Raw genomic sequence first — 25,172 nt, 5'->3', positions numbered from 1 at the left:
TTTGCCAGAGTGCGCACGTCTTGCCTCAGGCGCCCGGGCCGTCCTCCAGCAGCACGTCCAGCTCGCGCGACAGCAGGGCAATGAAGGCCTCCGTCTTGGACGGCAGCTGGCGGCCCTGCATGACGTGCAGTTGCAAGGTGCGCGACTGCAACTGCGCGTTGGAGATCGGCACCGCCACCAGTTCGTCGCGCTTCAGGCTCCAGGCCACCGAGATATAGCCGCTGAGCATGATGGCGTCGGACCCGAACACGAAGCCGTGCAGCGGCGACGAGTCGTTGCAGGTGAAGGTCGGTTCAAGCTGCACCGACTCCAGCAGGCAGCCCATCTCGAACAGATGCCGGGTGGTGGTGCCCGGGCCGGTCAGCGCCAGCGGGTAGCGGCCCAGTTCCTGCAGGCTGACGCTTTTGCGGCCGGCCAGCGGATGGCCCGCGGCCATGACAGCGTGTACCGGCGCGCGCCGCGAATAACGCACGCTGACGCCGCTGAGCCGCTCGACGTTGAAGGTCATGCCCAGCTCGACGCTGCCCTCGGCAACGCGGCGCGCGACGTCGGCCGGCGTGCCCACGTGCAGGTCGAAACGCACATCGGGCCAATCACGGCGGAACCGCGCCATGGCCGACGGCAGGAAAATGCGCGCCACGCCCTCCACCGCCGCCATGCGGATCTCGTTGCGCGCCATGCCCTTGAGCGCGGCGATCTCCTGCAGCACCGAGTCCGATTCAAGCAATGTGCGGCGCGCGTGGGCCAGCAGCAGCCGGCCGGCCTCGCTCAGCACCATGCCGCGCGCGGCGCGCTCGAACAAGGCCGCGCCCGCCTCTTCCTCCAGCTTGGCGATCTGCCGGCTGATGGCCGACACCGCCACGTGCAGGCGTTCGGACGCGCCGCTCAGGCTGCCCGCCTGGGCCACTTCGACAAAGTACCGCAGGGCGATGCCGTGCATGTTCGCGCCTCGTTGGGGGTGAATCCATGAAGGAGGAAGCTTTGCCTTTTTTGCAAGGCTTCCGATAAATATTCTAATTGTAGAGAAAGCTTCCCTGATCCTAGAATTTGCGCAACGATCCAGCCGGACGCCCCCTGACGCGTCCGGCCAGAAAAGGGGAAGTCCGTGTCAGCAGCAATCCCGAGCGCCAGCCGCGCCGCGGCCGTCGGCCGCGCGACCGCCTATGCCGAGAGCGGCGCCTTGCAGCGCGACCTGGCAACGCTGGTCGCCCATCGCACCGAAAGCCAGAACCCCGACCAGCGCGAGGCGCTGTACGACTACCTGCGCGCGGCGATCGCGCCGCGCCTGGAAGCGCTGGGCTGTGTCTGGCGCGTCGAGGACAACCCCGTCGCCGGCGGTCCGCCGTTCCTGCTGGCCGAGCGCATCGAGGACCCGGCCCTGCCCACCGTGCTGATGTACGCCCACGGCGACGTGGTGCGCGGCTACGACGAACAGTGGCGCGCCGGTCTGGCGCCGTGGCGCCTGACGGCCGAGGGCGATCGCTGGTACGGCCGCGGCACCGCCGACAACAAAGGACAGTACTGCGTCAACATGACCGCGCTGGAACAGGTGCGGGCCGAACGCGGCGGGCGCCTGGGCTTCAACCTGCGCATGCTGGTGGAATGCGGCGAGGAAGTCGGCTCGCCCGGCCTGCACCAGGCCTGCGCCGCCTGGCGCGAAGCGCTGGCGGCGGACGTCTTCATCGCCTCCGACGGACCGCGGCTGGCGGCAGACCTGCCGACGCTGTTCCTGGGGTCGCGCGGCACGCTGCTGTTCGACCTGACGGTGGACCTGCGCGGCCACGCCCACCACTCTGGCAACTGGGGCGGCGTGCTGCCCAATCCCGGCACCATCCTGGCGCACGCGCTGGCCAGCCTGGTGGATGCGCGCGGCCGCTTGCTGGTTGATGGCCTGCGCCCCCCGGCCATTCCGGCCGCGGTGCGCCAGGCGCTGGCGGACATCCAGGTGGGCCAGGACGACGACGCGCCCGACGTCGACCCGGACTGGGGCGAGCCCGGCCTGTCGCTGGCCGAACGCCTGTTCGGCTGGAACACGCTGGAAGTGCTGGCCTACAAGACCGGCAACCCCGACAACCCGGTGGGCGCGATCCCGCCACGCGCCAGCGCCACCTGCAACCTGCGCTTCGTGGTCGGCACCGACTGGCGCCAGGCCGAGGGCATCCTGCGGCGGCACCTGGACGCGCGGGGCTTGCAGCAGGTCAATGTCCGCGTGCGGCGCGGCACGCCGGCCACCCGGCTGGACCCGGACGATCCGTGGGCGCGCTGGGCCGTGGCCTCGCTGGCCGCCACCACCGGCAAAACCCCGGCGCTGCTGCCCAACCTGGGCGGCACGGTGCCCAACGACGCTTTCTCGGAAGTGCTGGGGCTGCCCACCATCTGGGTGCCGCATTCCTATCCCGCCTGTTGCCAGCACGGCCCCGACGAACACCTGCTCGCCTCCGTGGCGCGCGAAGGCGCGGCGGTGATGGCCGGCCTGTTCTGGGACCTGGGCGAACAGGGCGCGGCCGTGGCCGCGCAACGCGAGCGCCTGACCGCCACCTGACCGCCTTCGGGCGCCATCCCTTATACAATCCCCCTCGCTTGATCGGAGTTCCCATGTCCTCGTCCCCTACCGCGTCCCGTCCGCGTCCCTTTTTGCTCGCCTGTCCGGATCTGGCGGCCGAGCGCGTGGGCAACACGGACACCCCCGGCGTCTGGCATTTCGACTCCGGCGTGCCGGGCAAGCGCGTGATGCTCAGCGCCCTGGTCCACGGCAACGAGCTGTGCGGCGCCTGGGCCCTGAAGGACGCGCTGGGCGCCGGCCTGCGCCCGCGCCGTGGTTCGCTGACGCTGGCGTTCTGCAACCTGGCCGCGTTCGACCGCTTCGATCCGGCCAACTACGCGCCGGCGCGCTTCGTCGACGAAGACATGAACCGGGTCTGGAGCGACGACAAGCTGGCCCAGCCCATCAGCCAGGAACGCCGCCGCGCCGCCGCCCTGCGCCCGTGGGTGGCGCAGGCCGACTGGCTGCTGGACTTCCACTCGATGAGCAATTCCGACGTGCCGCTGCAACTGACCGGCATGGAACAGCGCAACATCGATCTGGCCCTGTCGCTGGGCAACCCCGCCACCATCATCGCCGACGCCGGCCATGCCGCCGGCGTGCGCATGCGCGACTACGGCCGTTTCGGCGAGGCCGGCGACAACGGCACCCGCTCGCTGCTGATCGAATGCGGCTTCCATGGCGCGCCCGAGGCGCGCGGCGTGGCGCTCGACCAGATGGCGCGTTTCCTGGTGGCGGCCGGCACGGTGGACGAGGCCGACCTGCCCGCCGCCTGGTTCGCCCCCCAGGCCAGCGCCCAGCGCGCGCTGCGCGTGACCCACGCGATCGCCGCCAAGAGCGCCGACTTCCGTTTCGCCGAGCCCTGGAAGGGCCTGGAGACGCTGGCGCGCGCCGGCAGCGTAATCGGCTGGTCCGAGGGCGAGGCCGTGACCACGCCCTACGATGACTGCGTGCTGATCATGCCGTCGACCGCCAACCTGCGGGCCGGCGTCACCGTGGTCCGGCTGGCCCAGCCCATCGTCTGATGCATCGCGCGGCGCGCCCTCGATGGCGCGGCGCCTCATATAAAAAACCACCAAGGGAAGCAGCATGTCCGCAAACGTTTTCATTCGCAGCGCGTTATCGACCTGTACGCTGGCGGCCGCCCTGGCCGCTGGCGCCATGGCCCAGGCCCAATCGGCCCCGCAGACGCTGCGCATCGGCCTGTCGTCCGAACCCACGGCGATGGACCCGCACTACCACCAGGTCACGCCGAACGACGCGATGACCTCGCACATATTCGAGACCCTGGTCGGCCAGGACGCCAAGATGAACCTGGTGCCGCGGCTGGCGACCGCCTGGAAGGCGGTGGACGACACCACCTGGGAATTCACCCTGCGCGACGGCGTGAAGTTCTCCAACGGCCAGCCGTTCACGCCCGATGACGTGATCTTCACGCTGTGCCGCGCGCTGCACAACGAACAATCGATCGGCGGCTCGTATGCCAGCGTGGTGCAGAAGCTGGCCAGCATCGACGTGCGCGACCGCAACGTGCTGGTCATCAAGACCCACCTGCCCTACCCGCTGCTGCCCAACGACCTGACCCGCAACGCCATGCTGTGGAGCGGTATCGTCGAGCATGGCCCGATCCGCTTCGATCCCAAGAATGGTTGCGGCGTGACCGGCCCCTGGCCCACCATCAGCGACTTCAACAGCGGCAAGTCCGCCATCGGCACCGGCCCGTACACGCTCAAGTCCTACGTCAAGGGCAGCGCCATCGAGCTGGCGCGCAACGACGCCTACTGGGGCGACAAGCCGGCCTGGCCGAACGTGCGGCTGATTCCGGTGCCGGCCGCCGGCCCGCGCCTGACCGGCCTCCTGGCCGGCGACTTCGACCTGATCGAGAACCCCGCCGCGCGCGACGTCAAGCGCATCTCGGAAACGCCGGGCTTCGGCTACGTCATCACGCCGTCGGTGCGGGTGGTGTACTTCCAGTTCGACGTGGCGCGCAGCCCCAGTCCGATGGTGCGCGCCGCCGACGGCAAGAACCCGCTGCAGGACGTGCGCGTGCGCCGCGCCATTTCGATGGCGATCGACCGCAAGGCCATCGCCGCCCGCATCATGGACGGCGCCGCCACGCCGGCCAACCAGTTCCTGCCCGACGGCATGTTCGGCACGCTGCAGCCGCCGCCAGAACTGAAGTACGATCCGGCCGCCGCCAAGAAGCTGCTGGCCGAGGCCGGCTACCCGGACGGCTTCGAGCTGACCATCTCGTCCACCAACGACCGCTACATCAACGACGCGCAGATCTCGCAGGCCGTGGCCCAGTACCTGTCGCGCGTGGGCATCAAGACGACCGTGGACGCCATGACGCGCTCGGTCTACTTCCCCAAGCGCGCCAAGCGCGAGTTCAGCTTCGCCATGGGCGGCTGGTCGTCGGAAACCGGCGAAGCCTCGTCGTTCCTGCAGTACTGGGTCAGCGCCTTCGACAAGGAACACGGCCTGGGCACCAGCAACTACGGCGGCTATGACAATCCGGCCTTCGACAAGGTCTTCAAGCGCGCGCTGACCACCGTCGATCCGGCGGTGCGTGAGAAGCTGCTGCAGGAATCCCTGACGCTGGCGCTGGCCGACCTGCCCAGCATTCCGCTGCATTTCGAAAGCAGCATCTGGGCATTCCGCAAGGGCCTGACGTACGAAGGCCGCGCCGACCAATACACCCTGGCCATGTCGGCCAAGCCCGCCAATTAAGATCGCCGTTTGCGGCGCCTGCAACCCCGAGCCCACCAAGGAAATATCACGTGGCCCTTTTCATCCTACGCAGACTGATCCAGAGTCTGTTCGTGCTGCTGGCCGTCTCGGTCGTGGTCTTCTTCGCGGTGTATGCCGTGGGCGACCCGATCGAGCTGCTGGTCAGCCCCGAAGCCAGCCAGGCGGCGCGCGAGGCGATGATCGCCCGCCTCGGCCTGGACCTGCCCGTGTGGCAGCAATACACAGGGTTCCTGTGGCGCGCGCTGCACGGCGACCTGGGCACCTCGTTCGTGCACGGCATTCCGGCAATCGAGCTGATCGTGCAGCGCATCCCCGCCACCTTCGAACTGGTGATCGTGGCCATCGGCCTGACCTGTGTGATCGGCATTCCGCTGGGCCTGGTGGCCGGCCTGTACCGCGATGAGCCCCTGGGCCGCGGCATCATGGCCTCGTCGGTGCTGGGCTTCTCGCTGCCCAACTTCTGGCAGGGCATGATGCTGATCCTGCTGTTCGCGGTGTGGCTCGGCTGGCTGCCCGCCACCGGCCGCGGCGACACCGTGACGGTGCTGGGCGTGCGCCTGTCGATCCTGACGGCCGACGGCTGGTCGCACCTGATCATGCCGGCCATCAACCTGGCGCTGGCCAACATCGCGCTGGTGCTGCGCCTGACCGCCTCAGGCGTGGTCGAGGCCCGCAGCCAGGACTACGTGAAGTTCGCGCGCGCCAAGGGCATCAAGCCCGGCCGCATCGTGCGCCGCCACATCCTGCGCAACATCCTGATCCCGGTGGTCACCGTCATCGGCATGGAATTCGGCAGCCTGATCGCCTATTCCACCATCACCGAAACCGTGTTCGCGTGGCCCGGCATGGGCAAGCTGCTCATCGACAGCGTCTACCAGCTCGACCGGCCCGTGGTGGTCGCGTACGTGATGCTGGTCACCCTGATCTTCGTGGTCATCAACCTGGTTGTGGACATCCTGTACGCCGCGCTCGATCCGCGCGTGCAGCTCGTGACCCCCGCTCAATAATCGCCATGGCTCAATCTCCCAATACCGGCCGCACCCGTACCGTCCAGCCCCTGGCCGATACGCCCAAGCGCGCCTCGATCCTGAAGAAACTGCGGGCCCGCCCGACCGTGCGCGGCTCGGTCATCGCGCTGGCCATCCTGGTGCTGCTGGTGGTGTTCGCGCCCTACTTCGCGCCGCAGAACCCCTATGACCTGGCCAACCTGTCGCTGATGGACGGCCGCCTGGCGCCGCGCCAGGCGCTGATGGACGGCAGCATCGCCTGGCTCGGCACCGACGACCAGGGCCGCGACATGCTCAGCGCCATCCTGTACGGCCTGCGCATCAGCCTGATGGTGGGCCTGTCGGCCGTGATGCTGGCCACCGCCGTGGGCGGCGCGGTAGGCCTGGTGGCTGCCTACGTCGGCGGCCTGGTCGACACCGTGCTGATGCGCATCGTCGACTTCATCCTGGGTTTCCCGACCATCCTGGTGGCGCTGGTGCTGCTGGTGGTGCTGGGGCGCGGAGTCGACAAGGTGATCCTGGCGCTGGTGCTGGTGCAGTGGGGCCACTATGCCCGCATCATGCGCAGCCGCGCGCTGCAGGAACGGCGCAAGGAATACGTCGAGGCCGCCGCCAACCTGGGCTTCCCGGCCTGGCGCATCATGGTGTTCCACCTGCTGCCCAACTGCCTGGGCCCCGTCATGGTGTTCGCGACCATCCAGATCGCCACCGCCATCGCGCTGGAAGCGACGCTGTCGTTCCTGGGCGTCGGCGTGCCGATCACCGAACCCTCGCTGGGCCTGCTGATCTCCAACGGCTTCCAGTACCTGCTGTCGGGCGACTATTGGATCAGCCTGTTCCCGGGCATTGCGCTGCTGTTGCTCATTCTTTCAATCAATATCGTCGGCGACCGCCTGCGCGAAAGCCTGGATCCGAGGAAATGACCCACCCCCGAAGCGCTTCGCGCTCCCCCCTCAAGGGGGCATGCCAGCGGACCGGCGGAGCCGGCTCCGCGGCATCCCGATTGGGCAAGGCCTCTCGCCTGCTTGGCGGCTGGCGCAATGGACAAATGATATGAATGACACGCTTCTAGAAGTGCGCGGCCTGCGCACCGCATTCCATACCGAGGCCGGCGCCTGGCTGGCGGTCGACGGCGTCGACCTGACCGTGCGCCGCGGCGAGATCGTGGGCCTGGTCGGCGAGTCCGGCTCGGGCAAGTCGGTCACCGGCTTCTCGCTGCTGGGGCTGATCGATCCGCCCGGGGAAGTCGTCGACGGCGAAGTGAAGTTCAAGGGCAACGACCTGCGCAAGCTCTCCGAAGAGCAGATGCGCCAGTTGCGCGGCAACCGCATCGCCATGATCTTCCAGGACCCGCTGATGACGCTCAACCCGGTGCTGCGCATCGGCGAGCAGATGATGGAGGCCATCCTGACGCACGAGGACGTGCCGCGCGCCGAAGCGCTGGAGCGCTGCCGCGAGGCGCTGGCCATGGTCGGCATTCCGTCGCCGGAAAAGCGCCTGAAGAGCTACCCGCACGAATTCTCGGGCGGCATGCGCCAGCGCGTGGCGATCGCCATCGCCATGCTCAACAAGCCCGACCTGATCATCTGCGACGAGCCGACCACGGCGCTGGACGTGACCATCCAGGGCCAGATCCTGTACCGCATGCAGGAGATCTGCCGCGAGCACAACACGGCGCTGATCTGGATCACCCACGACCTGGGCGTGGTGGCCGAGCTGGCCGACCGCGTCGCGGTCATGTACGCCGGCCGCATCGTCGAGAGCGGCCCGGTCGAACAGGTGCTGGACGCGCCGCGCCATCCTTATACCCGCGGCCTGCTGGACTCGATGCCCGGCGCCACCACGCCGGGCGCGCGCCTGCACCAGATCAACGGCATGGCGCCCAGCCTGGCCGGCCGCCCGTCGGGCTGTGCCTTCCGGCCGCGCTGCACGCACGCGGTCACGCGCTGCACCGAGCAAGCCCCCACCGTTACCACCGAAGGTTCGCGCAGCTATCGCTGTTACGTCCCGATCGCCCGCGAGGCCGAGCAAGCATGAGTCAAGCCGATACCCCCGTCATCGAGCTCAGGAACGTCCACAAGCGCTTCGAACAGCGTCCCGACCTGGCCCAGCGCATCCTGGCCCTGGGCGGCCGCCCGATCGACCGCCGCACCGTGTATGCCGTCAACGGCGTCGACCTGCGCATCGGCCGCGGCGAAGTCGTCGGCCTGGTGGGCGAGTCCGGCTGCGGCAAGTCCACCCTGGGCCGCGTCGTCGCCGGCCTGCACCGCCAGACCGAAGGCGACCTGCTCTACCAGGGCCAGGACGCCCGCCGCCTGCGCGGCGCCGACAAGCTGGCCTACACGCTGGGCGTGCAGATGATCTTCCAGGATCCGCAGGCCTCGCTCAATCCGCGCCAGCGCCTGCGCCAGATCCTGGGCGAATCGCTCAAGGTGCACAAGCTGGCGCCGCCGGCCGAGATTCCCGCGCGCATCGACCAGGCCCTGAAGGAAGTGGGCCTGGACACGGAATACCGCGATCGCTTCCCGCACCAGATTTCGGGCGGCCAGCGCCAGCGCATCGGCATCGCCCGCGCGCTGATGGTGGCGCCCAAGTTCCTGGTGTGCGACGAACCGGTGGCGGCGCTGGACGTGTCGATCCAGGCGCAGGTGATCAACCTGTTCATGGACCTGCGCGAGCAGCACGGTTTCACGTACCTCTTCATCAGCCACGACCTGGGCGTGGTGCGCCACATCTCGGATCGCGTGGCTATCATGTACCTGGGCAAGATCGTCGAGATCTCGACCTCGGCCGAGATCTTCGCGCGCGCCAACCATCCGTACACCCAGGCCCTGATGGCCGAGGTGCCGGACGTGGCGCGCCGCGGCCGCAAGTTCACGCCGATCAAGGGCGAGATCCCGTCGCCGCTGAATCCGCCGTCGGGCTGTACCTTCAACCCGCGCTGCCCGCACGCCATGCCGCGCTGCCGCGAGCAGGCGCCGACGCTGAAGGAAATCTCTCCGGGCCACTGGTCGGCCTGCCACCTGAACGAAGCCACCGCCTGAACGCCATGAAACCCTCTGACATGTCCAACGTGGACCGCATCGCCATCGAAATGGGCCATGCCGGCCGCAACGCCATCACCTATATCGACGAGGATCGCAATTCCGATCGCCCGTTCAAGCTGCAGACCTATCGCCCCTACGGCTACACGCCGGACCGCCCGGTGGTGATCGTGCAGCACGGCGTGCTGCGCAACGGCGACGAATACCGCGACTTCTGGGTCGAGGCCGCCGACAAGCACAAGCTGCTGATCGTGGCGCTGACCTTCTCCAACGAGATCTGGCCGGGCGTGGAAAGCTACAACAACGGCCGCGTGTTCTCGGCCGGCGGCAACCCGCGCCACATCGACGGCTGGACCTATGCGCTGGTCGGCAACGTGATCCGCGACATGATCGCGGCCGAGATCACCGATGGCGAGAACGTCTACCTGTTCGGCCACTCGGCCGGCGGCCAGTTCGTGCACCGCCTGATGAGCAGCCAGTCGCACGCGCCGTTCAAGGCGGTGACCGCGGGCAACCCCGGCTGGTACACCCTGCCGACATTCGACTACCCCTTCCCCGAAGGCATGGACGGCGTCGGCCTGACCGAAGACCACCTGGTCAAGCTGCTGGCCTATCCGATGACCATCCTGGCCGGCGACCAGGACATCGCCACCGACGACCCCAACCTGCCGTCGGAACCGGCCGCCATGCGCCAGGGCCCGCACCGCTTCGCCCGCGCCCACAACTACTTCGAGGCCGGCCGCAAGGAAGCCGAGCGCCGCGGCGTGCCGTTCAACTGGACGCTGCAGGTGGTGCCCGGCATCGGCCACGACGGCCGCGCCATGTCCGCGGTCTGCGCCAGCCTGTGGTTCGAGGGCGGCATGCCGAGCGACGCCGAGCTGGCGCGCCTGGCCGGCCAGCAGGTTGCTTGAACGTTCCCTTTCATTCCCGCTAGCAGAATCGCCATGTCCTCCACTTCCCGCACTGAACAACTCGTCGCCGGCATCCAGAGCTGGCTGCAATGCGAATCGCCCTCGAACTTCCCCGACGGCATCGCCGCCATGGCCCGCATCATCGCCGACTACGCCGCCGCGGCCGGCCTGACGGTGGAACTGTCGTCGCTCGGCCCCGCCACCGGCCCGCTGCTGTACGCCACCAACCGCGCCGCTGGCGACACCCGCCCCGGCATCCTGATCCTGGCGCACATGGACACGGTGCACCCGGTCGGCACGCTGCTGGAGAACCCGGTGCGCATCGACGGCGACCGCCTCTACGGCCCCGGCAGCTATGACATGAAGGCCGGCATCTACCTGGCGCTGACCGCCCTGGCCGGGGTCGCCCGCCCCGGCGCGACGCAACTGCCGGTGGACTTCCTGGTGGTGCCCGACGAGGAAACTGGCAGCCACGCATCGCGCGCGCACATCGAACGTTTCGCCGCCAACGCCAAGTACGCGCTGGTGTGCGAACCGGCCCGCCCGAACGGCGGCAAGTGCGTCACCGCGCGCAAGGGCACCGGCATGCTGAACCTGAACGTCAAGGGCCGCCCGGCCCACGCCGGCATGCAGCACGAGAAAGGCCGCAGCGCGATCCGCGAAATGGCGCACCAGGTGCTGGCGCTGGAAGCGATGACGGACTACGAGCGCGGCATCACCGTGAGCGTGGGCACCATCGCCGGCGGCACCGTGACCAACACCGTGCCGGCGCTGTGCCGCTGCGTGGTGGACTTCCGCGTGCCCGACATGGGCGCGGCCGAAGACGTGCTGCGCCGCATGCGCGAGCTGTGCGCGGTGGGCCCGGACGTGGAACTGGACATCGACGTGGAACTGAATCGCCCACCGATGGTGAAGACCGAGGAAGCCGCCGCGCTGCTGGCGCTGGTGCAGGGCTACGCGGAACGCGCCGGCTTCCTGCTGGAAGACGCGCCGATGACCGGCGGCGGCAGCGACGCCAACTTCACTTCGGCCATGGGGATTCCGACGCTGGACGGGCTGGGCGCCGATGGCGACGGCGCGCACACGCTGAACGAGTACATCCTGGTGTCGACGCTGGAACAGCGCCTGAAGTTCTGGGAGCTGCTGCTGAAGGAACTGGCGTAACACCGGTCCGATGAAGCGGCGGGCCGTGGCCACGGCCCGCCCGCATCACGCGCCCGCGCGGTGCGCAGCGCGGGCAGCGCCCGCCTAGTACTTCTCCGGCACGAACATTTCTTCGGGCACCGGATGGCGCAGGTAGTCCTCGTGATGGACGCGTTCGGGGAGCACCACGTCCGCGCGCGACACCGACTGGTAGGGCACCTGTTCCAGCAGGTGGCAGATGCAGTTCAGCCGCGCCTTCTTCTTGTCGTCGGCGCGCACCACCCACCAGGGGGATTCCGGAATGTGCGAGCGCTCCAGCATGACTTCCTTGGCCTGCGTGTAGGCCTCCCAGCGGCGCCGGCTTTCCAGGTCCATCGGGCTGAGCTTCCATTGCTTGAGCGGATCGTCGATGCGGCTCTGGAAGCGCGATTCCTGTTCATTGTCCGACACCGAGAACCAGTACTTGATGATCTGGATCCCGCTGCGCACCAGCATCTTCTCGAATTCGGGCACCGAACGGAAGAATTCCTCGTACTCGGCATCGCTGCAGAACCCCATCACGCGCTCCACCCCGGCCCGGTTGTACCAGCTGCGGTCGAACAGGACGATCTCGCCGGCGGCGGGCAGGTGCGCGGCATAGCGCTGGAAATACCATTGCGTGCGTTCGCGCGAGGTCGGCGCGGGCAGCGCGGCGACCCGACACACCCGGGGGTTCAGGCGCTGCGTGATGCGCTTGATGACGCCGCCCTTGCCGGCCGCGTCGCGCCCTTCGAACAGCACCACCAGGCGGTGGCCGCCATGCATCACCCAATCCTGCAGCTTGACCAACTCGCCCTGCAGCCGCAACAGCTCGCGAAAGTACAGCCGCCGCTGCGCGTGCCAGCTGTCGCCGCCGGCGGCGCCATTGCCCACCCGCCAGTCGTCCAGCTCCATCTCCAGCTCTTCGTCCAGGCTGTCGATCAGGTCTTCCTGCAGGCGCATATGTCGCTGCAACGCATCCGTATCGCGTTCGAGCCCATTCTCCATGGCGGCCTCCCATTGTCGTTTCAGTCGTCGGCGCACGCGCCGTGCGCCCGGATCTGCGCTAGGGTGGCTGGCGAATGTGACAGGCGATCAAGGCCCCTGCCCGCGGTCAACTGGCCCTAAAATGTTCGCCGAGAGAGGCCCAGCAGAAAAACACGCCATGCAAGAAAACCCCGCAAGCAGCGCCATCGCCTACGGCCTGGCCACGATCGCCGCCGACGGCGCCATCCTGGACACCTGGTATCCCCGCCCGTCCCTGGCCGACCACACGCCGGCGGGCGGAACCCGGCACCTGACGCCGGAGGAAGCCCGCGCCGCGCTGGGCGAGTACGTGCCCACCTCGCTCGGGCGCGACACGCGGCGCAAGGTCGACATCGTCGCCGTGCGCACCGCCATCGCCTCGCTCGACGCCCCGCCCGCCGACGCGCATGACGCCTACCTGCGGCTGCACCTGCTCAGCCATCGGCTGGTCCGGCCGCATGGCGTCAACCTGGACGGGCTGTTCAACGTGCTCGCCAACGTCGCGTGGACTTCGGCCGGGCCGTGCGCCGTCGACCAGGTCGAGGCGCTGCGCTGGCAACTGCGCGCCACCGGGCAGGTCCTGGAAATCCGCGGCGTCGACAAGATCCCGCGCATGACCGACTACGTCGTGCCCGCCGGCGTGCGCATCGCCGACACCGCCCGCGTGCGGCTCGGCGCGCATCTGGCTGCCGGCACCACCGTGCTGCACGAAGGCTTCTGCAACTTCAACGCCGGCACCCTGGGCGCGTCGATGGTCGAGGGCCGCATCAGCGCCGGCGTCATCGTCGACGACGGCACCGACATCGGCGGCGGCGCCTCCATCATGGGCACCATGTCCGGTGGCGGCAAACAGGTGGTGGCGATCGGCAAGCGCTGCCTGCTGGGCGCCAACTCCGGCATCGGCATTTCGCTGGGCGACGACTGCGTGGTTGAAGCCGGCTGCTACATCACCGCCGGCACGCGCGTGCTGACGCCGGAAGGCGCGGTGGTGAAGGCCGTGGAGCTGGCCGGCCAGCACGGGCTGCTGTTCCGCCGCAACTCGCAGACCGGCGCGGTCGAGACGCTGGTGCGCACGGCGGCCTGGGGCACCTTGAACCCGGCGTTGCACACGGGGCACTGACTGGCCTCGCGCCCGCGCCGGCGCCCCGCACTCAGGCGTGCAACAGCCGTCGCATCGCCTGCGGCGATTGGCCGAACGCGCGCAGGAACGCCTTACGCATGCGATCGCGGTCGCCAAAGCCGGTTTCACGCGCCACCACCTCCGTGGCATGGCGGCCGGACTGCATCATGTCCTGCGCCGCTTCCAGCCGCAGGTGTTCCACCGCCTTGGCCGGAGACTGGCCCGTTTCCTGGCGGAACACGCGGCTGAACTGGCGCGGGCTCAAATGCGCGGCGCGGGCCAGTTCCTCCACCGACAATTCCGCCTTCAGGTTGGCCTTGGCGTAGGCCAGCGCCGTCTGCACCCGGTCGGACTTGGCATCCAGCTCCAGCAACGCCGAATACTGCGACTGCCCGCCCGCGCGGCGTTGCGTCAGCACCAGCTTGCGCGCCACGGCGCGCGCCATTTCCGCCCCCAGGTCCGCTTCCACCATGGCCAGCGCCAGGTCGATGCCCGCGCTCATGCCCGCTGACGTCCAGATCGGGCCGTCGGCCACGAAGATGCGGTCCTCGTCCACCTTGACGCGCGGATACTCGCGTTGCAGGCGGCGCGCATAGAACCAGTGGGTGGTGGCGCGACGGCCGTCGAGCAGGCCGGCCTGCGCCAGCACGAATGCGCCGGTGCACATCGAGGCGCAGCGGCGCACCCGCCGGCTGGCGCCGCGCAGCGCGCGCAACAGGCTGTCGGAAGCGCCTTCGGCAGTGTTGTCGCCTGCGACGATCAAGGTGTCGAAGGTGCGTCGCCCCAGCCCGATGGTGTCATGCGCGAACCCCAGCGAACTGGCCACGGGGCCGCCATGCTCGGACACCAGGACGACCTGATAGGCCGGCTCGCCGGTCTGCCGGTTGGCCATCTCGAAGACGGCGCTGGCCGCCAGGCTCATGAGCTGGAACCCAGGGTGCAACAGGATCGCGATGGTTTTCATGGCTGCGCCGTCCGTTCTTGCCGTATGTCCGAAAAAGACGTTTCTATGTCATTGAGGATATTCCATCCCGACTCTACTCTGCAAGCGTACCGGCACAACCCGCCGTCCCTCTTTTCGGAGCACATCTCATGAGCAACACCCCGCTTGGCAACATTCCCGGCCGCGCCCTGGTCACTGGCGCCTCATCCGGCATCGGCGCGCGCTACGCCCATCATCTGGCCCTGCGCGGCCACGACCTGACGCTGGTGGCGCGCAACGTCGAACGCCTGGAAACCCTGGCCGCGCGCCTGCGCGCCGAGACCGGCCGCGACGTGCGCGTGCTGCCGGCCGACCTGTCCCGGGCCGACGGCGTGCAACGCGTGGCGCAGGCGCTGCGCGAGGACGACACGCTCACCCTGCTGGTGAACAACGCCGGCATCGGCGCGGTGGCGCCGCTGCTGCAATCCGAGCCCGGCCAGATGCAGGCCATGATCGACCTGAACATCAGCGCCCTCACTCACCTGACCATGGCCGCGGCGCCCGCCTTCGTGGCGCGCGGTGGCGGCACCATCATCAACATTGCGTCGATCGTCGGTCTGCACCCCGAGCTGCTGAACGGCGTCTACGGCGCCAGCAAGGCCTATGTGCTGGCCTACTCGCAGTCGCTGCGCCACGAACTGGCGGACAAGGGCCTGCGCGTCCAGGCGGTGCTGCCCGGCGCCACCGGCACCGAGTTCTGGGACCTGGCAGGCAGGCCGGCCAGCGAGTTGCCGGCCGCCATCGTGATGAGCGCGGACGACATGGTGCGCAGCGCCCTGGCGGGCCTGGACCAAGGTGAGTTCATCACCATTCCTTCGCTGACCGATCCGACCCTGCTGGAACGCCTGGAAGCCGCGCGCCAGGCCCTGGGACCGGAGCTGTCACGCAACACGCCAGCGCCGCGCTACGGGCTTCAGGCGCCCGGCGGCACCGGCACGAACGGATAGTGATCCACCCGGCCGCGGCCGGCGATGATGGCGGTGGATTCGGGCACCTCTTCCCAGGCGCCCGGCATTTCGCTCAGCGGCTCGGACAGCAGCAGGAAGGCGTCGTCGTCCAGCGCCGCGACCTTCGGGTCGTCGGGATAAAGCTCGCGCAGGTGCCGCACGCAGGTGTTGTGGAACAGCGTGCGCGAATCGCGCTCGCTGGAATAGCGCACCGCGATCAGGCGCTCGCCGTCCAGGGCGCAGACCGTCATGTTGATCGGCCGCGCCACGCCGTGGCGCCGGCCGGTTTCCTCGACCGCCCCCACCATGCGCGCCAGCGCCGGCAGCGGATCTTCTTCCAGGCCGAAGGTCAGCGCCAGCAGGAACATCACCTCGGAATCGGTCGACCCCTCCAATGAACCGAAATACGCGGGCGCGATCATCAGCATCAGATCGCGCCGCAGCAGCGGATAGTCGCGGATCACGCCGTTGTGCACGAACAGCCAGTTGCCATGGCGGAACGGATGGCAATTGGTTTCCTGCGCCGGCGTGTCGGTGGCGGCGCGGATGTGGGCCACGAACAGCGGCGAATGGATGGCGCGCGCGGCCTCGCGCAGATTACGGTCGTTCCAGGCCGGGTGCACGCTGCGGTAGCGGAACGGCGGTTCGGGCGGCCGGCCGTACCAGCCCAGGCCGAAACCGTCGCCGTTGGTGGTGGTGGCGCCCATGCGCGCATGCAGGCTCTGGTCGATCAGCGAGTGCGTGGCCTTGAACAGCACGCTCTCCATTTGCAGGGGACTCCCGGTATAAGCCAGCCAGCGGCACATGATGCGCTCCTTGAAAACCGGCCCGGCGCGGGCTCGCCGGGTCCGCCCCAGTGTAGGAGCGAGGCGCAATTTTCTACAAGCCCGGCCCGGCGCCGGCGGGCATAGTGAGGACCTGCCTGTCTTCACCGGAGCCCCGTATTGGACACCCCCGCCGCCTCGCCCCAACAGGGTTTCGCCAGCGACAACACCGCCGGCGCCAGCCCCCAGATCCTGGCCGCGCTGCTGCGCGCCAATGAGGGACAGGCCCCCGCCTACGGCGCCGACGACATCACCCTGCGCGTTGAACGCCGCCTGGCCGAGATCTTCGAGCACGAGGTCGACGTGCTGCTGGTGCCCACCGGCACCGCCGCCAATTCGCTGTCGCTGGCGGCGCTGACGCCGCCCTGGGGCAGCGTGCTGTGCCATGCGCACAGCCACATCGCCAACGACGAATGCGGCGCGCCCCAGTTCTACAGCGGCGGCGCGCGCCTGGCGCTGCTCGATGGCGCCGCCTCCAAGCTCGACCCCGGGCAGCTGGCGCATGAAGCGCACCGCAAGGCCGGCGACGTGCATTCGATGCCGCCCGCCTGCGTCAGCATCACCCAGGCGACCGAGACAGGCAGCGTCTACTCGCTGGACGAGATCCAGGCCATCGGCGCCATCTGCCGCGACGCCGGGCTGCCCCTGCACATGGATGGCGCGCGCTTCGCCAATGCGCTGGTCAGCCTGGGCTGCACGCCCGCGGAAATGACCTGGAAGGCAGGCGTCGCGGCGCTGTCGTTCGGCGCCACCAAGAACGGCGTGCTGGGCGCCGAGGCCATCGTGCTGTTCGAGCCGGGGCGCGCCACGGAACTGGCCTACCGGCGCAAGCGCGGCGGCCACCTGTTCTCGAAGATGCGGCTGCTGTCGGCGCAGATGGAAGCCTATCTGGCGGACGACCTGTGGCTGGACAATGCGCGCCAGGCCAACGCCATGGCGGCGCGGTTGGCGGCCGGCATGGACGGCCTGCCCGGCGTGGCCTTGCAGGGACCTGTCCAGGCCAACATCCTGTTCTGCCAGCTGCCCGCCGCGGCCATCGACGGCCTGCTGGCGCAGGGCTTTCGCTTCTACCATGACCGCTGGGGCCCGGGCGTGGCGCGGCTGGTCACCTCGTTCAGCACCCGCGAGCAGGATGTCGATCATTTCCTGGCGGCATTGCGGGCGCTGGCGCGGTAGGAATGCCCCGGGGCTGTGCCCCGCTCAAGCCGCGCGCCGGTAGGCCGAGGGAGGCACCCCATAGGCGGCGCGGAAGGCCCGATTGAAATGGCTTTGGTCGTAGAAGCCGACATCGGCCGCGACCTGCGCGATCGTGGCTGGCGCGCGCGCCAGCGCGGCGCAGGCCCGTTCCAGGCGCAACCTCGTCAGCCAGGCGTGCGGCGTCAGGCCCACCGACAGCGCGAAGCGGCGCAGGAACTGGTAGCGGCTCAGCCCGCACAGCCGGGCCAGGTCTTCCAGCCCGATCTTGTCGCCCAGATGGCCCTGGCAGTAGTCCAGCACCATCCGCTGGTGCGCGAGCGACAGGCCGCCGCGCACCGCCTGCGGCGCCACCGTGCCGGTGCGCGCGAACAGCGCGCCCATCAATGCCAGCGACGCGGCCTCGTGCGCCAGCGGGCCGGCGGCCGCGTGCGCCATCCAGGATGCATGCAGCGCCACGAAGCGGGCCGCCAGCGCGCGATCCTCGATCAGGGTGCCCAGGAAGCGTTCGTCCGGCGCGCCGCCCGATACCTCGGCGATGAAATCGCGCATCAGCTCGGGCGCGATGCGGAAGGTCTTCAGGGTGTACGACTGGCCATAGTCGGCCACACCGGCACCGTCATGCACCTCGCCGGGAGGCATCAGGGCGATACCACCCGGCCCGAGCAGCGTGCTGCGGCCACGGAAGGTCTGGCGCTGCACGCCCTGGGTCACCAGGCCGACGTGGTAGTCGACGTGGTAGTGCCGGTCGAACTGGAAGTCGACCAGGCGCGCCACGCCCAGCACCAGACCGGGCGTGCCGGACACCGCTTGGTAACGCACATCGTCCTTCATCGTTGGCGCCATGATGCAAAGCGGCAGGTATAGGTCCTGGACGCGCCTCCCGTCATGTAATTTATTGCGGCGCTATTTCTTCAGCAAGGCCTTGAGCATGGCCATGCGCTCCTTGGGATTCATGGCCGCGGTGGCCTCGTCTTCCTGGATGCCCGGGGCGTCCAGGCCCATTTCCTCGATGAAACGCGACGGCTCGCGCACCAGGTCCTCGCGCGCGCGGCGGCGGCGCTTGCACCAGCTCAGGTTGAGGCTGCGCTGGGCGCGGGTGATCCCCACGTACATCAGCCGCCGTTCTTCCTGGATGCGGGTGGCCAGGTTCTCGGCGGCGCGCGCCGGGTCGCCGACTTCGTCGTCCTTGCCCAGGTGCGGCAGCAGGCCTTCTTCGACGCCCGCCAGGTACACGTGCGGATACTCCAGGCCCTTGGAGGCATGCAGCGTCGACATCTTGACCGCGTCCGGTTCCTCTTCCTCGCCCCGCTCGAGCATGGTCACCAGCGCCACGTGCTGCACCAGCTCGAACAGCGACATGTTGTCCTCTTCGGCCTTGCGCTTGAGCCAGCCGGTCAGTTCCAGCACGTTCTGCCAGCGGGTCTGCGCCGGGCGTTCGTCGAACAGCTCGAACAGATGGCGTTCGTACTGGATCGCCTGCACCAGGTCGTCCAGGATCACGCCGGCGGGTTCGGCCGGCGCGCCATCGGCGCCGGCGGTGGCGCCACGGCCTGCGCGCCACTGCATGCGGCGGATGAATTCGGTGAAGGTGCGCAGCGGTTCGAGCTGGCGCGGCGCCAGCAGGCTTTCCAGCCCGGTCTCGTCGACCGCCGCCAGCAGCGACAGCTCGCGGCTGGCGGCATACTGGCCCAGCGTCTGCAGCGTGGCCTGGCCGATGCCGCGCTTGGGCGTGGTGGCGGCGCGGATGAAGGCCGGATCGTCCTCGTCGTTGGCCAGCAGCCGCAGATAGGCCAGGATGTCGCGCACCTCGGCCTTGTCGAAAAAGCTCTGGCCGCCCGCGATCGTGTACGGGATCTTCAGGTTGCGCAGCGCCTGCTCCAGGATGCGCGACTGGTGGTTGCCGCGATACAGGATGGCGAAGTCCTTCCACTGCGCCTGGCGCTCGAAGCGCGAGGCCGAGATTTTCATGGCGATGGACTCGGCCTCGTGCTCCTCGCCGTCCATCGCCGAAACGACGATCGGCTCGCCCACGCCCAGGTCCGACCACAGCTTCTTCTCGAACAGCTTGGGGTTCTTCTCGATCACCTGGTTGGCCGCAGCCAGGATGCGCTGCACCGACCGGTAGTTCTGCTCCAGCTTGATGAGCTTGAGATTGGGGTAGTCGGTGGTGAGCTTGGCCAGGTTCTCGATGGTGGCGCCGCGCCAGGCGTAGATGGCCTGGTCATCGTCTCCCACCGCGGTGAACATGGCGCGCGGACCGGTCAACAGCTGCACCAGGCGGTACTGGCAGACGTTGGTGTCCTGGTACTCGTCGACCAGCAGGTAGCGCACGCGGTTCTGCCAGCGCGTGCGCACCTCTTCGTTGTTGGCCAGCAGGATGGCCGGGATGCGGATCAGGTCGTCGAAGTCCACCGCCTGGTAGGCGGCCAGCGTGGCGGCGTAGCTGCGGTAGACGTTGGCCGCCTCGACGTCGCCCGGCGTGATGGCTTCGCGCGCGGCATCGTCGGGCTCCATCAGCGCGTTCTTCCACAGCGAGATGATGCCCTGCACATGGCGCAGGCGGCCCTTGTCGGTGGTGGCCAGCAATTCCTGGATGATCGCCATGGCGTCATCGGCGTCGAGGATCGAGAACGTCGGCTTGAGACCCGCGTTGCGCGCCTCTTCGCGCAAGAGCTTCACGCCCAGCGAGTGGAAGGTGCTGATGGTCAGGCCCTTGCCCAGCTTGCGGTCCACCAGCGTCCTGACGCGCTCGTCCATTTCGCGCGCTGCCTTGTTGGTGAAGGTCAGCGCCACCACGTTGCGGCCCATGTAGCCGCATTCGCGCAGCAGGTAGGCGATCTTCTGCGTGATGACGCGCGTCTTGCCGCTGCCGGCGCCGGCCAGCACCAGGCAGGGACCGTCCAGGTACAGCACCGCCTCTTTCTGCGCGGGGTTCAGGCCGTGGCCGATGGGTTCGTGTGCGGACATGGGATTCGGGGAAAGGGGAACGACATAGAGTAATCGGACGGGCGCGACGCGCGGGTCAGATTTCCAGCGGGTCGACCTCCAGCTGCCAGCGCACCCGGGCCTCGTTGGCCAGGTACGGCAGGTGGTGCGACCACGACGCCAGGAAGGCCTGCAACGCCGGGCGGCTGGCGCTTTCCACCAGCAGCTGGGCGCGTTCGATATTGGCCACCCGCACCACGCGCAACGGCACCGGGTCGTACAGCATGATCGCGTCCAGCCCCGGGAAATCGGCGGCCCACTCGCCTTCGGGCAGGGCGCGCGCCTGTTGCAGGAAAGCCTGCGCCACCGCCAGCTCGCGCGCCTCGGCCGTGAGCAGGGCCTGGTAGGCGAACGGCGGCAGGCCGGTGCTTTCGCGCTCTTGCAGCGCATGGCGCGCAAAGCCCGCGTAGTCGTGGCGCAGCAGCGCCTGGTACACCGGCTGCTCGGGATAACCGGTCTGGATGATGACCTGGCCGTTGCCCTGGTGGCGGCCGGCGCGGCCCGCCACCTGCATCAACTGGGCGAACAGGCGTTCGGGCGCGCGGAAGTCGTGCGCGAACAATGCCGAATCGGGGTTGAGCACGCCGACCAGCCCGAGCCGCGCGAAGTCGTGGCCCTTGGACACCATCTGCGTGCCGACCAGGATGTCGACCTCGCCCGCATGCACCGATGCGAACAACGCCTCGGCGCTGCCCTTCTTGCGGGTGCTGTCGGCGTCGATGCGCAGGATGCGCGCCGCGGGGAACAGTTCGGCCAAGTGTTCCTCGACCCGCTGCGTGCCGCGCCCCATCGGCGCCAGGTCCTGGTCGCCGCATTCGGGGCAGGCATGCGGCACCGGCGCCTGGTAGCCGCAGTGGTGGCATTGCAGGCGGTGGCCGCGGCCGGCGGCGCGGTGCAGCACCGTGAAGGCGGTGCAGCGCGGGCAATTGCTGACCCAGCCGCAGGACTGGCAATGCAGCACCGGCGCGTAACCGCGGCGGTTCAGGAAGATCAGCGACTGTTCCTTGCGCGCCAGCCGTTCGCCCAGGGCCTCCAGCAACTGCGGCGACATGCCGTGCTTCATCTGCAGGCGGCGGGTGTCGACCAGCTTCATGGCCGGCAGCGAACTGGCGCGGGCGCGCGCCGGCAGCGCCAGCCGCAGGTAGCGGCCGCGCTCGGCATGCTGCCAGGTTTCCAGCGACGGCGTGGCCGAGCCCAGCACCACCGGAATGTCGAGATCATGGGCGCGCCACACCGCCAGGTCGCGCGCGGAATAGCGCAGGCCGTCCTGCTGCTTGTACGAGGCGTCGTGCTCTTCGTCGACCACGATCAGGCCCAGCTCGCTCATGGGCGCGAAGATCGCCATGCGCGTGCCCAGCAGCATGCGCGCCTGGCCACGCTGCGCGCGCGCCCAGGCCTGCAGCCGTTCGCCATCGGACAGGCCGCTGTGCAGCACCGCCAGGCCGTCCGGTCCCAGCAGGCCTTCCAGCCGGGCGCGCAACGCGCCTTCCAGCTGCGGCGTCAGGTTGATTTCCGGCACCAGCAGCAGCACCTGGCGGCCCGTGGCCAGCACTTTTTCGGCGGCGCGCAGGTAGACCTCGGTCTTGCCGCTGCCAGTCACGCCATACAACAGCACGGGCTTGAACCTGGCGAGCCCCGCGATGGTGTCCACCGCTTGGCGCTGCGCATCGTTCAGTTCGGGCGGCTGGTCGGCCGTGGCCGGGGCGCGGACCGCCTTGCGCTTGCGTCCGTCCAGCCGCGCCACCGGGCCGCCGGCCGAGCGCTTGCCCTGGTAGGCGGTCGGCTTGCGCAGCGGCGGCGGCAGCGTCGGCAGCATCACCTCGCCCAGCGGCCGCTGGTAGTACTCGGCGGCAAAGCGCGCCAGGCGCAGCCAGCCTTCGTCAAAGGGCGGCAGGTCGCGCAGCACTTCCTCGATCGGCTTGATCTGCCTGGGCTCGTAGGACGGCTCGGCCGGGTTGTCCACCACCACGCCGATCAGCTTGCGGCGGCCGAACGGCACGATCACCCGCAGGCCGGCGGCGATCGGCTCGTGGTGGCGGTAATCGAATGGGCCGGGCAAGGGCACGTCCAGCGCGACGCGCACCCAGCAGACCGCCGCGGGCGCGGCCGGCGTGGATTCGACCAGCGCGAAGACTTCAGACATGGAGGAGAAAACGGAACATGGACGGTGCGGGCCCGCAAGTCGGGAAAACGGTGTCGGGAAAATGGGCCGGGCCGGCCAGAGGGGATTGTCGCCTCAACCCCTTCCAGAACGCCAGGGGAAGCCTGTGGATAACTTTGGGGAAAAGGCCGGGGCAACGTTAAATATTGGAATAAGGCAAGATTGCATCAAGTCTTGCAATCCTGTTGAAAACTTATTTTATTCCATTAAAAACAACGACTTGTACAAACTTCCAAGATTGTAAAATAGCTTATAAAGGGTTTTCCCCGAGCGCAATCTTGCTGTGCACAACTGCGCTCGGGAGGCCTCGATGCCCGGCCCTGCGGGCCGAAGCGTTCACTCACTTACCCTCTGAGCGAACGGCTGTGACGGTGGACTTCATCCACCAATTCCGCTACCGCGTCTGGGGGAGTGAAGCGCGAAATGCCATGCCCCAGGTTGAACACATGCCCACCTTTGCCCACCGGCCCGAAAGCGTCCAGCACGCGGCGAGCCTCGGCGCGGATGGCGTCGGCGCCGCCGAACAGGGCCATCGGGTCGAGGTTGCCCTGGAACGCGACGCAGTCGCCGGTGCGGCGCCGCGCCGCCGCCAGGTCGACGGTCCAGTCCAGGCCCACGGCGTCGCAGCCGCAGGCGGCGATGTCTTCCAGCCACTGGCCGCCGCCCTTGGTGAAGACAATGGCCGGCACGCGGCGGCCTTCGTGTTCGCGCGTCAGGCCGGCCACCACCTTGCGGGTGTAGGCCAGCGAAAACTGCTGGAACAGACCGTCGGCCAGCACACCGCCCCAGCTGTCGAACAGCATGACGGCCTGCGCGCCCGCCGCGATCTGGGCGTTCAGGTATTGCAGCGTGGCTTCGGCGTTGATTTCCAGGATGCGGTGCAGCAGGTCCGGACGCGAATACAGCATGGTCTTGATCAGCCGGTAATCGTCGCTGCCCTGCCCTTCGACCATGTAGCAGGCGATGGTCCAGGGACTGCCGGCAAAGCCGATCAGCGGCACCTTGCCGTCCAGGTCGCGGCGGATGGTGCCGACGGCATCGAACACATAGCGCAGCTTGTCCATGTCGGGCACCGCCAGGCGCGCCACGTCGTCCTCGGTACGCACCGGACGGGCAAAGCGCGGCCCCTCGCCTTCGGCGAAGTCCAGGCCCAGGCCCATGGCGTGCGGCACGGTCAGGATGTCGGAAAACAGGATGGCCGCGTCCAGGTCGAAACGCTCCAGCGGCTGCAGCGTGACTTCCGAGGCGTAGTCCGGATTCTGAGCCAGGCCCATGAAGGAACCGGCCCGGGCCCGCGTCTCGCGGTATTCGGGCAGGTAGCGGCCCGCCTGGCGCATCAGCCAGATCGGGGTGTAGGGCACGGGCTCGCGCAGCAGCGCGCGCAAGAACACATCGTTCTTCAAGACGGAAGCGGACACGACTATCCTCGATGATCGGAAGCCGTGATTTTACTGCCCCAAGCTGACAGGGTGCGGCGCGCACGCGATCCGGGCTTGCCGTGACGCAAGCCGCCGCGCTTTCGTCACGGGTTGGCGACACGCGGCGCCGCAACCGCCGCGCAACCGCTGCCGGGCAAGGCCGCCGGCGCTAGTCTCGCGCCTGCTCGGCCTGCCTGCGGTAGGGTCCGGCATCGATGCCATGCTTGCGCATCAGCGCCCAGAAAGCCCGCCGATGCTTGCTGGAGGCGCGCGCGGCGCGCGCCACGTTGCCCTGGTGGCGGGACAGCGCCAGGCGGATATAGTCGGATTCGAAACCATCGACCACGCGCGCCTTGGCCTGCCGGAAGGGTTCCTGGGCTTCGCGGCCCGGCTGGTAGCGCATCCCCGCCAGCCCCTGTTGCAACACCTGCCGAGGCACCCGCGGCCGGACGTCGGCCGCGCCAACGGCGCGTGGCGCGGCGGCGGCGTATATCACGCCGGGTTCTTCCACCAGGCCGCCCGGCAAGGGCGCGCGCCGCGCCAGCCGGCCGAGCCGCACGCGCAGGCTTTCCAGGCAGTACGGCGACGCGATGAAATCGGCGGCGCCCAGGCGCAGCAGGTCTTCGATGGCGGGCGCGGTCATGTCGTGCACCAGCAGCAGGATGGGCGTGGCAAGCGTGCCGCGGGCCTGCTGCAAGGACATGCGGGTCCACGCCAGCGAAGCCGGCGCGACCGGCAGGACGCAGTGATCGTAGCGGCGCAACCCCACCGCCAGCCCCGCCAGCGCGTGCGTATCCGGACCGCCCGGACCGCTGCCCGGCAGCCGCAGGTGCACCAGATGCAAACGCACCCGCGCCAGCCGCGGCTGGTCGCGCGCGACCCAGTCGCCCATGGCGGTTTCGTGGCCGGGCGCCAGCAGCACTCCGCAATCCATGGTTTCTCGCACGCCACCCTCCAGCTTCGAATTGCAATGCCTGAAGGCTACCGGCGCGCCAGCCGGGCCGCCATTCGTAGCGAACGCAAGCCGGCCTGCGGTTGACCGAGGGATCGCGCAGCAGGGGCCGCGCAAATGAAAAAAGCGGCCCATGGCCGCTTT

Annotated in this window: 21 protein-coding genes; 12 read left to right on the top strand and 9 right to left on the bottom strand. The window is 68.9% G+C overall.

Translation table 11 applies throughout. The features are described 5' to 3' along the window. Positions 1-25: 25 nt before the first annotated feature. Positions 26-940, bottom strand: coding sequence for a LysR family transcriptional regulator (locus tag ACUTAG_RS16650; protein ID WP_006386790.1), 915 nt, complete (start codon positions 938-940; stop codon positions 26-28). A 165-nt stretch (positions 941-1,105) separates the two neighbouring features. On the opposite strand from ACUTAG_RS16650, the gene ACUTAG_RS16645 reads away from it, so the two are divergent. The 9 genes from ACUTAG_RS16645 to ACUTAG_RS16605 all read left to right on the top strand — a co-directional run bounded on the left by ACUTAG_RS16645 (position 1,106) and on the right by ACUTAG_RS16605 (position 11,419). Next, on the top strand, positions 1,106-2,542 hold the full coding sequence (locus tag ACUTAG_RS16645; RefSeq protein ID WP_148317692.1) for a M20 family metallopeptidase: 1,437 nt from the start codon (positions 1,106-1,108) through the stop codon (positions 2,540-2,542). Between the two features lie 53 nt (positions 2,543-2,595). Next, positions 2,596-3,567 carry a succinylglutamate desuccinylase/aspartoacylase domain-containing protein gene (locus ACUTAG_RS16640; protein WP_058665390.1) on the top strand — a complete coding sequence of 324 codons (972 nt, stop codon included), beginning with the start codon at positions 2,596-2,598 and terminating at the stop codon, positions 3,565-3,567. 64 nt (positions 3,568-3,631) lie between these two features. Beyond that, positions 3,632-5,272 (top strand): ABC transporter substrate-binding protein, encoded by a 1,641-nt coding sequence (locus tag ACUTAG_RS16635; RefSeq protein WP_054446289.1) that lies wholly within the window; start codon positions 3,632-3,634, stop codon positions 5,270-5,272. 50 nt (positions 5,273-5,322) lie between these two features. After that, positions 5,323-6,300: an ABC transporter permease gene (locus ACUTAG_RS16630; RefSeq protein ID WP_006392551.1), complete on the top strand. Its 978-nt coding sequence runs from the start codon at positions 5,323-5,325 to the stop codon at positions 6,298-6,300. A 5-nt stretch (positions 6,301-6,305) separates the two neighbouring features. Next, complete coding sequence (locus ACUTAG_RS16625; RefSeq protein ID WP_006386785.1) at positions 6,306-7,223, top strand: ABC transporter permease; 918 nt, start codon at positions 6,306-6,308, stop codon at positions 7,221-7,223. A gap of 130 nt (positions 7,224-7,353) precedes the next feature. Beyond that, positions 7,354-8,337, top strand: coding sequence for an ABC transporter ATP-binding protein (locus ACUTAG_RS16620; RefSeq protein WP_006386784.1), 984 nt, complete (start codon positions 7,354-7,356; stop codon positions 8,335-8,337). Then, positions 8,334-9,344 (top strand): ABC transporter ATP-binding protein, encoded by a 1,011-nt coding sequence (locus tag ACUTAG_RS16615; protein WP_020925445.1) that lies wholly within the window; start codon positions 8,334-8,336, stop codon positions 9,342-9,344. The genes ACUTAG_RS16620 and ACUTAG_RS16615 overlap by 4 nt, the downstream gene beginning before the upstream one ends. Before the next feature lie 5 nt (positions 9,345-9,349). Then, positions 9,350-10,255 carry a prolyl oligopeptidase family serine peptidase gene (locus ACUTAG_RS16610; RefSeq protein WP_026385153.1) on the top strand — a complete coding sequence of 302 codons (906 nt, stop codon included), beginning with the start codon at positions 9,350-9,352 and terminating at the stop codon, positions 10,253-10,255. 33 nt (positions 10,256-10,288) lie between these two features. Next, positions 10,289-11,419, top strand: coding sequence for a M20 family metallopeptidase (locus tag ACUTAG_RS16605; RefSeq protein ID WP_006386781.1), 1,131 nt, complete (start codon positions 10,289-10,291; stop codon positions 11,417-11,419). 84 nt (positions 11,420-11,503) lie between these two features. Here the strand turns inward: ACUTAG_RS16605 and ppk2 are convergent, their stop codons facing one another. Beyond that, on the bottom strand, positions 11,504-12,424 hold the full coding sequence (gene ppk2 / locus ACUTAG_RS16600; protein WP_148317694.1) for a polyphosphate kinase 2: 921 nt from the start codon (positions 12,422-12,424) through the stop codon (positions 11,504-11,506). A gap of 157 nt (positions 12,425-12,581) precedes the next feature. On the opposite strand from ppk2, the gene dapD reads away from it, so the two are divergent. Next, complete coding sequence (gene dapD, locus ACUTAG_RS16595) at positions 12,582-13,562, top strand: 2,3,4,5-tetrahydropyridine-2,6-dicarboxylate N-succinyltransferase (RefSeq protein WP_006386779.1); 981 nt, start codon at positions 12,582-12,584, stop codon at positions 13,560-13,562. A gap of 31 nt (positions 13,563-13,593) precedes the next feature. On the opposite strand, the gene ACUTAG_RS16590 is transcribed toward dapD, so the two are convergent. Further along, complete coding sequence (locus ACUTAG_RS16590) at positions 13,594-14,526, bottom strand: GlxA family transcriptional regulator (RefSeq protein ID WP_148317696.1); 933 nt, start codon at positions 14,524-14,526, stop codon at positions 13,594-13,596. Positions 14,527-14,654: 128 nt separating this feature from the next. Between ACUTAG_RS16590 and ACUTAG_RS16585 the strand changes: the two genes are divergently transcribed. Continuing rightward, the gene (locus ACUTAG_RS16585) at positions 14,655-15,491 is read left to right on the top strand and encodes an SDR family NAD(P)-dependent oxidoreductase (RefSeq protein WP_020925449.1); all 837 of its coding nucleotides are present in this window, start codon (positions 14,655-14,657) and stop codon (positions 15,489-15,491) included. Here ACUTAG_RS16585 and ACUTAG_RS16580 read toward each other — a convergent pair. Then, complete coding sequence (locus tag ACUTAG_RS16580; RefSeq protein WP_006386776.1) at positions 15,458-16,297, bottom strand: class II glutamine amidotransferase; 840 nt, start codon at positions 16,295-16,297, stop codon at positions 15,458-15,460. The genes ACUTAG_RS16585 and ACUTAG_RS16580 overlap by 34 nt on opposite strands. Positions 16,298-16,435: 138 nt before the next feature. Here ACUTAG_RS16580 and ACUTAG_RS16575 point away from each other — a divergent pair, with 138 nt between their 5' ends. Continuing rightward, a complete protein-coding gene (locus ACUTAG_RS16575) occupies positions 16,436-17,491 on the top strand; it encodes a threonine aldolase family protein (protein WP_020925451.1) in 1,056 nt (351 codons plus the stop codon). 24 nt (positions 17,492-17,515) lie between these two features. On the opposite strand, the gene ACUTAG_RS16570 is transcribed toward ACUTAG_RS16575, so the two are convergent. The 5 genes from ACUTAG_RS16570 to ACUTAG_RS16550 all read right to left on the bottom strand — a co-directional run bounded on the left by ACUTAG_RS16570 (position 17,516) and on the right by ACUTAG_RS16550 (position 25,022). Beyond that, entirely contained in the window at positions 17,516-18,343 is an 828-nt protein-coding gene (locus ACUTAG_RS16570; protein WP_006386774.1) for an AraC family transcriptional regulator, read from the bottom strand. 72 nt (positions 18,344-18,415) lie between these two features. Next, positions 18,416-20,479 (bottom strand): UvrD-helicase domain-containing protein, encoded by a 2,064-nt coding sequence (locus ACUTAG_RS16565; RefSeq protein WP_026385150.1) that lies wholly within the window; start codon positions 20,477-20,479, stop codon positions 18,416-18,418. 55 nt (positions 20,480-20,534) lie between these two features. Continuing rightward, positions 20,535-22,640, bottom strand: coding sequence for a primosomal protein N' (locus ACUTAG_RS16560; protein ID WP_054439367.1), 2,106 nt, complete (start codon positions 22,638-22,640; stop codon positions 20,535-20,537). A 362-nt stretch (positions 22,641-23,002) separates the two neighbouring features. Then, the gene (gene hemE, locus ACUTAG_RS16555) at positions 23,003-24,076 is read right to left on the bottom strand and encodes a uroporphyrinogen decarboxylase (RefSeq protein WP_006386771.1); all 1,074 of its coding nucleotides are present in this window, start codon (positions 24,074-24,076) and stop codon (positions 23,003-23,005) included. Positions 24,077-24,245: 169 nt separating this feature from the next. Further along, positions 24,246-25,022 (bottom strand): hypothetical protein, encoded by a 777-nt coding sequence (locus tag ACUTAG_RS16550; RefSeq protein ID WP_026385149.1) that lies wholly within the window; start codon positions 25,020-25,022, stop codon positions 24,246-24,248. Positions 25,023-25,172 lie beyond the last annotated feature (150 nt).

The organism is Achromobacter sp. CSND-B12, from assembly GCF_052906545.1.
Note: the sequence above shows the minus strand (reverse complement) of the source record. Positions and strands in the feature narration are given on the sequence as shown.

Excerpts from the sequence above, each read along its gene's own strand:
- ACUTAG_RS16605 (WP_006386781.1), top strand. The coding sequence starts at position 10,289 with ATGTCCTCCACTTCCCGCACTGAACAACTCGTCGCCGGCATCCAGAGC.
- ACUTAG_RS16640 (WP_058665390.1), top strand. The coding sequence starts at position 2,596 with ATGTCCTCGTCCCCTACCGCGTCCCGTCCGCGTCCCTTTTTGCTCGCC.
- ACUTAG_RS16580 (WP_006386776.1), bottom strand. The coding sequence starts at position 16,297 with ATGTGCCGCTGGCTGGCTTATACCGGGAGTCCCCTGCAAATGGAGAGC.
- ACUTAG_RS16635 (WP_054446289.1), top strand. The coding sequence starts at position 3,632 with ATGTCCGCAAACGTTTTCATTCGCAGCGCGTTATCGACCTGTACGCTG.
- ACUTAG_RS16590 (WP_148317696.1), bottom strand. The coding sequence starts at position 14,526 with ATGAAAACCATCGCGATCCTGTTGCACCCTGGGTTCCAGCTCATGAGC.
- ACUTAG_RS16585 (WP_020925449.1), top strand. The coding sequence starts at position 14,655 with ATGAGCAACACCCCGCTTGGCAACATTCCCGGCCGCGCCCTGGTCACT.
- dapD (WP_006386779.1), top strand. The coding sequence starts at position 12,582 with ATGCAAGAAAACCCCGCAAGCAGCGCCATCGCCTACGGCCTGGCCACG.
- ACUTAG_RS16650 (WP_006386790.1), bottom strand. The coding sequence starts at position 940 with ATGCACGGCATCGCCCTGCGGTACTTTGTCGAAGTGGCCCAGGCGGGC.
- ACUTAG_RS16570 (WP_006386774.1), bottom strand. The coding sequence starts at position 18,343 with ATGAAGGACGATGTGCGTTACCAAGCGGTGTCCGGCACGCCCGGTCTG.
- ACUTAG_RS16625 (WP_006386785.1), top strand. The coding sequence starts at position 6,306 with ATGGCTCAATCTCCCAATACCGGCCGCACCCGTACCGTCCAGCCCCTG.
- ACUTAG_RS16560 (WP_054439367.1), bottom strand. The coding sequence starts at position 22,640 with ATGTCTGAAGTCTTCGCGCTGGTCGAATCCACGCCGGCCGCGCCCGCG.
- ppk2 (WP_148317694.1), bottom strand. The coding sequence starts at position 12,424 with ATGGAGAATGGGCTCGAACGCGATACGGATGCGTTGCAGCGACATATG.
- ACUTAG_RS16610 (WP_026385153.1), top strand. The coding sequence starts at position 9,350 with ATGAAACCCTCTGACATGTCCAACGTGGACCGCATCGCCATCGAAATG.
- ACUTAG_RS16620 (WP_006386784.1), top strand. The coding sequence starts at position 7,354 with ATGAATGACACGCTTCTAGAAGTGCGCGGCCTGCGCACCGCATTCCAT.
- ACUTAG_RS16615 (WP_020925445.1), top strand. The coding sequence starts at position 8,334 with ATGAGTCAAGCCGATACCCCCGTCATCGAGCTCAGGAACGTCCACAAG.
- ACUTAG_RS16565 (WP_026385150.1), bottom strand. The coding sequence starts at position 20,479 with ATGTCCGCACACGAACCCATCGGCCACGGCCTGAACCCCGCGCAGAAA.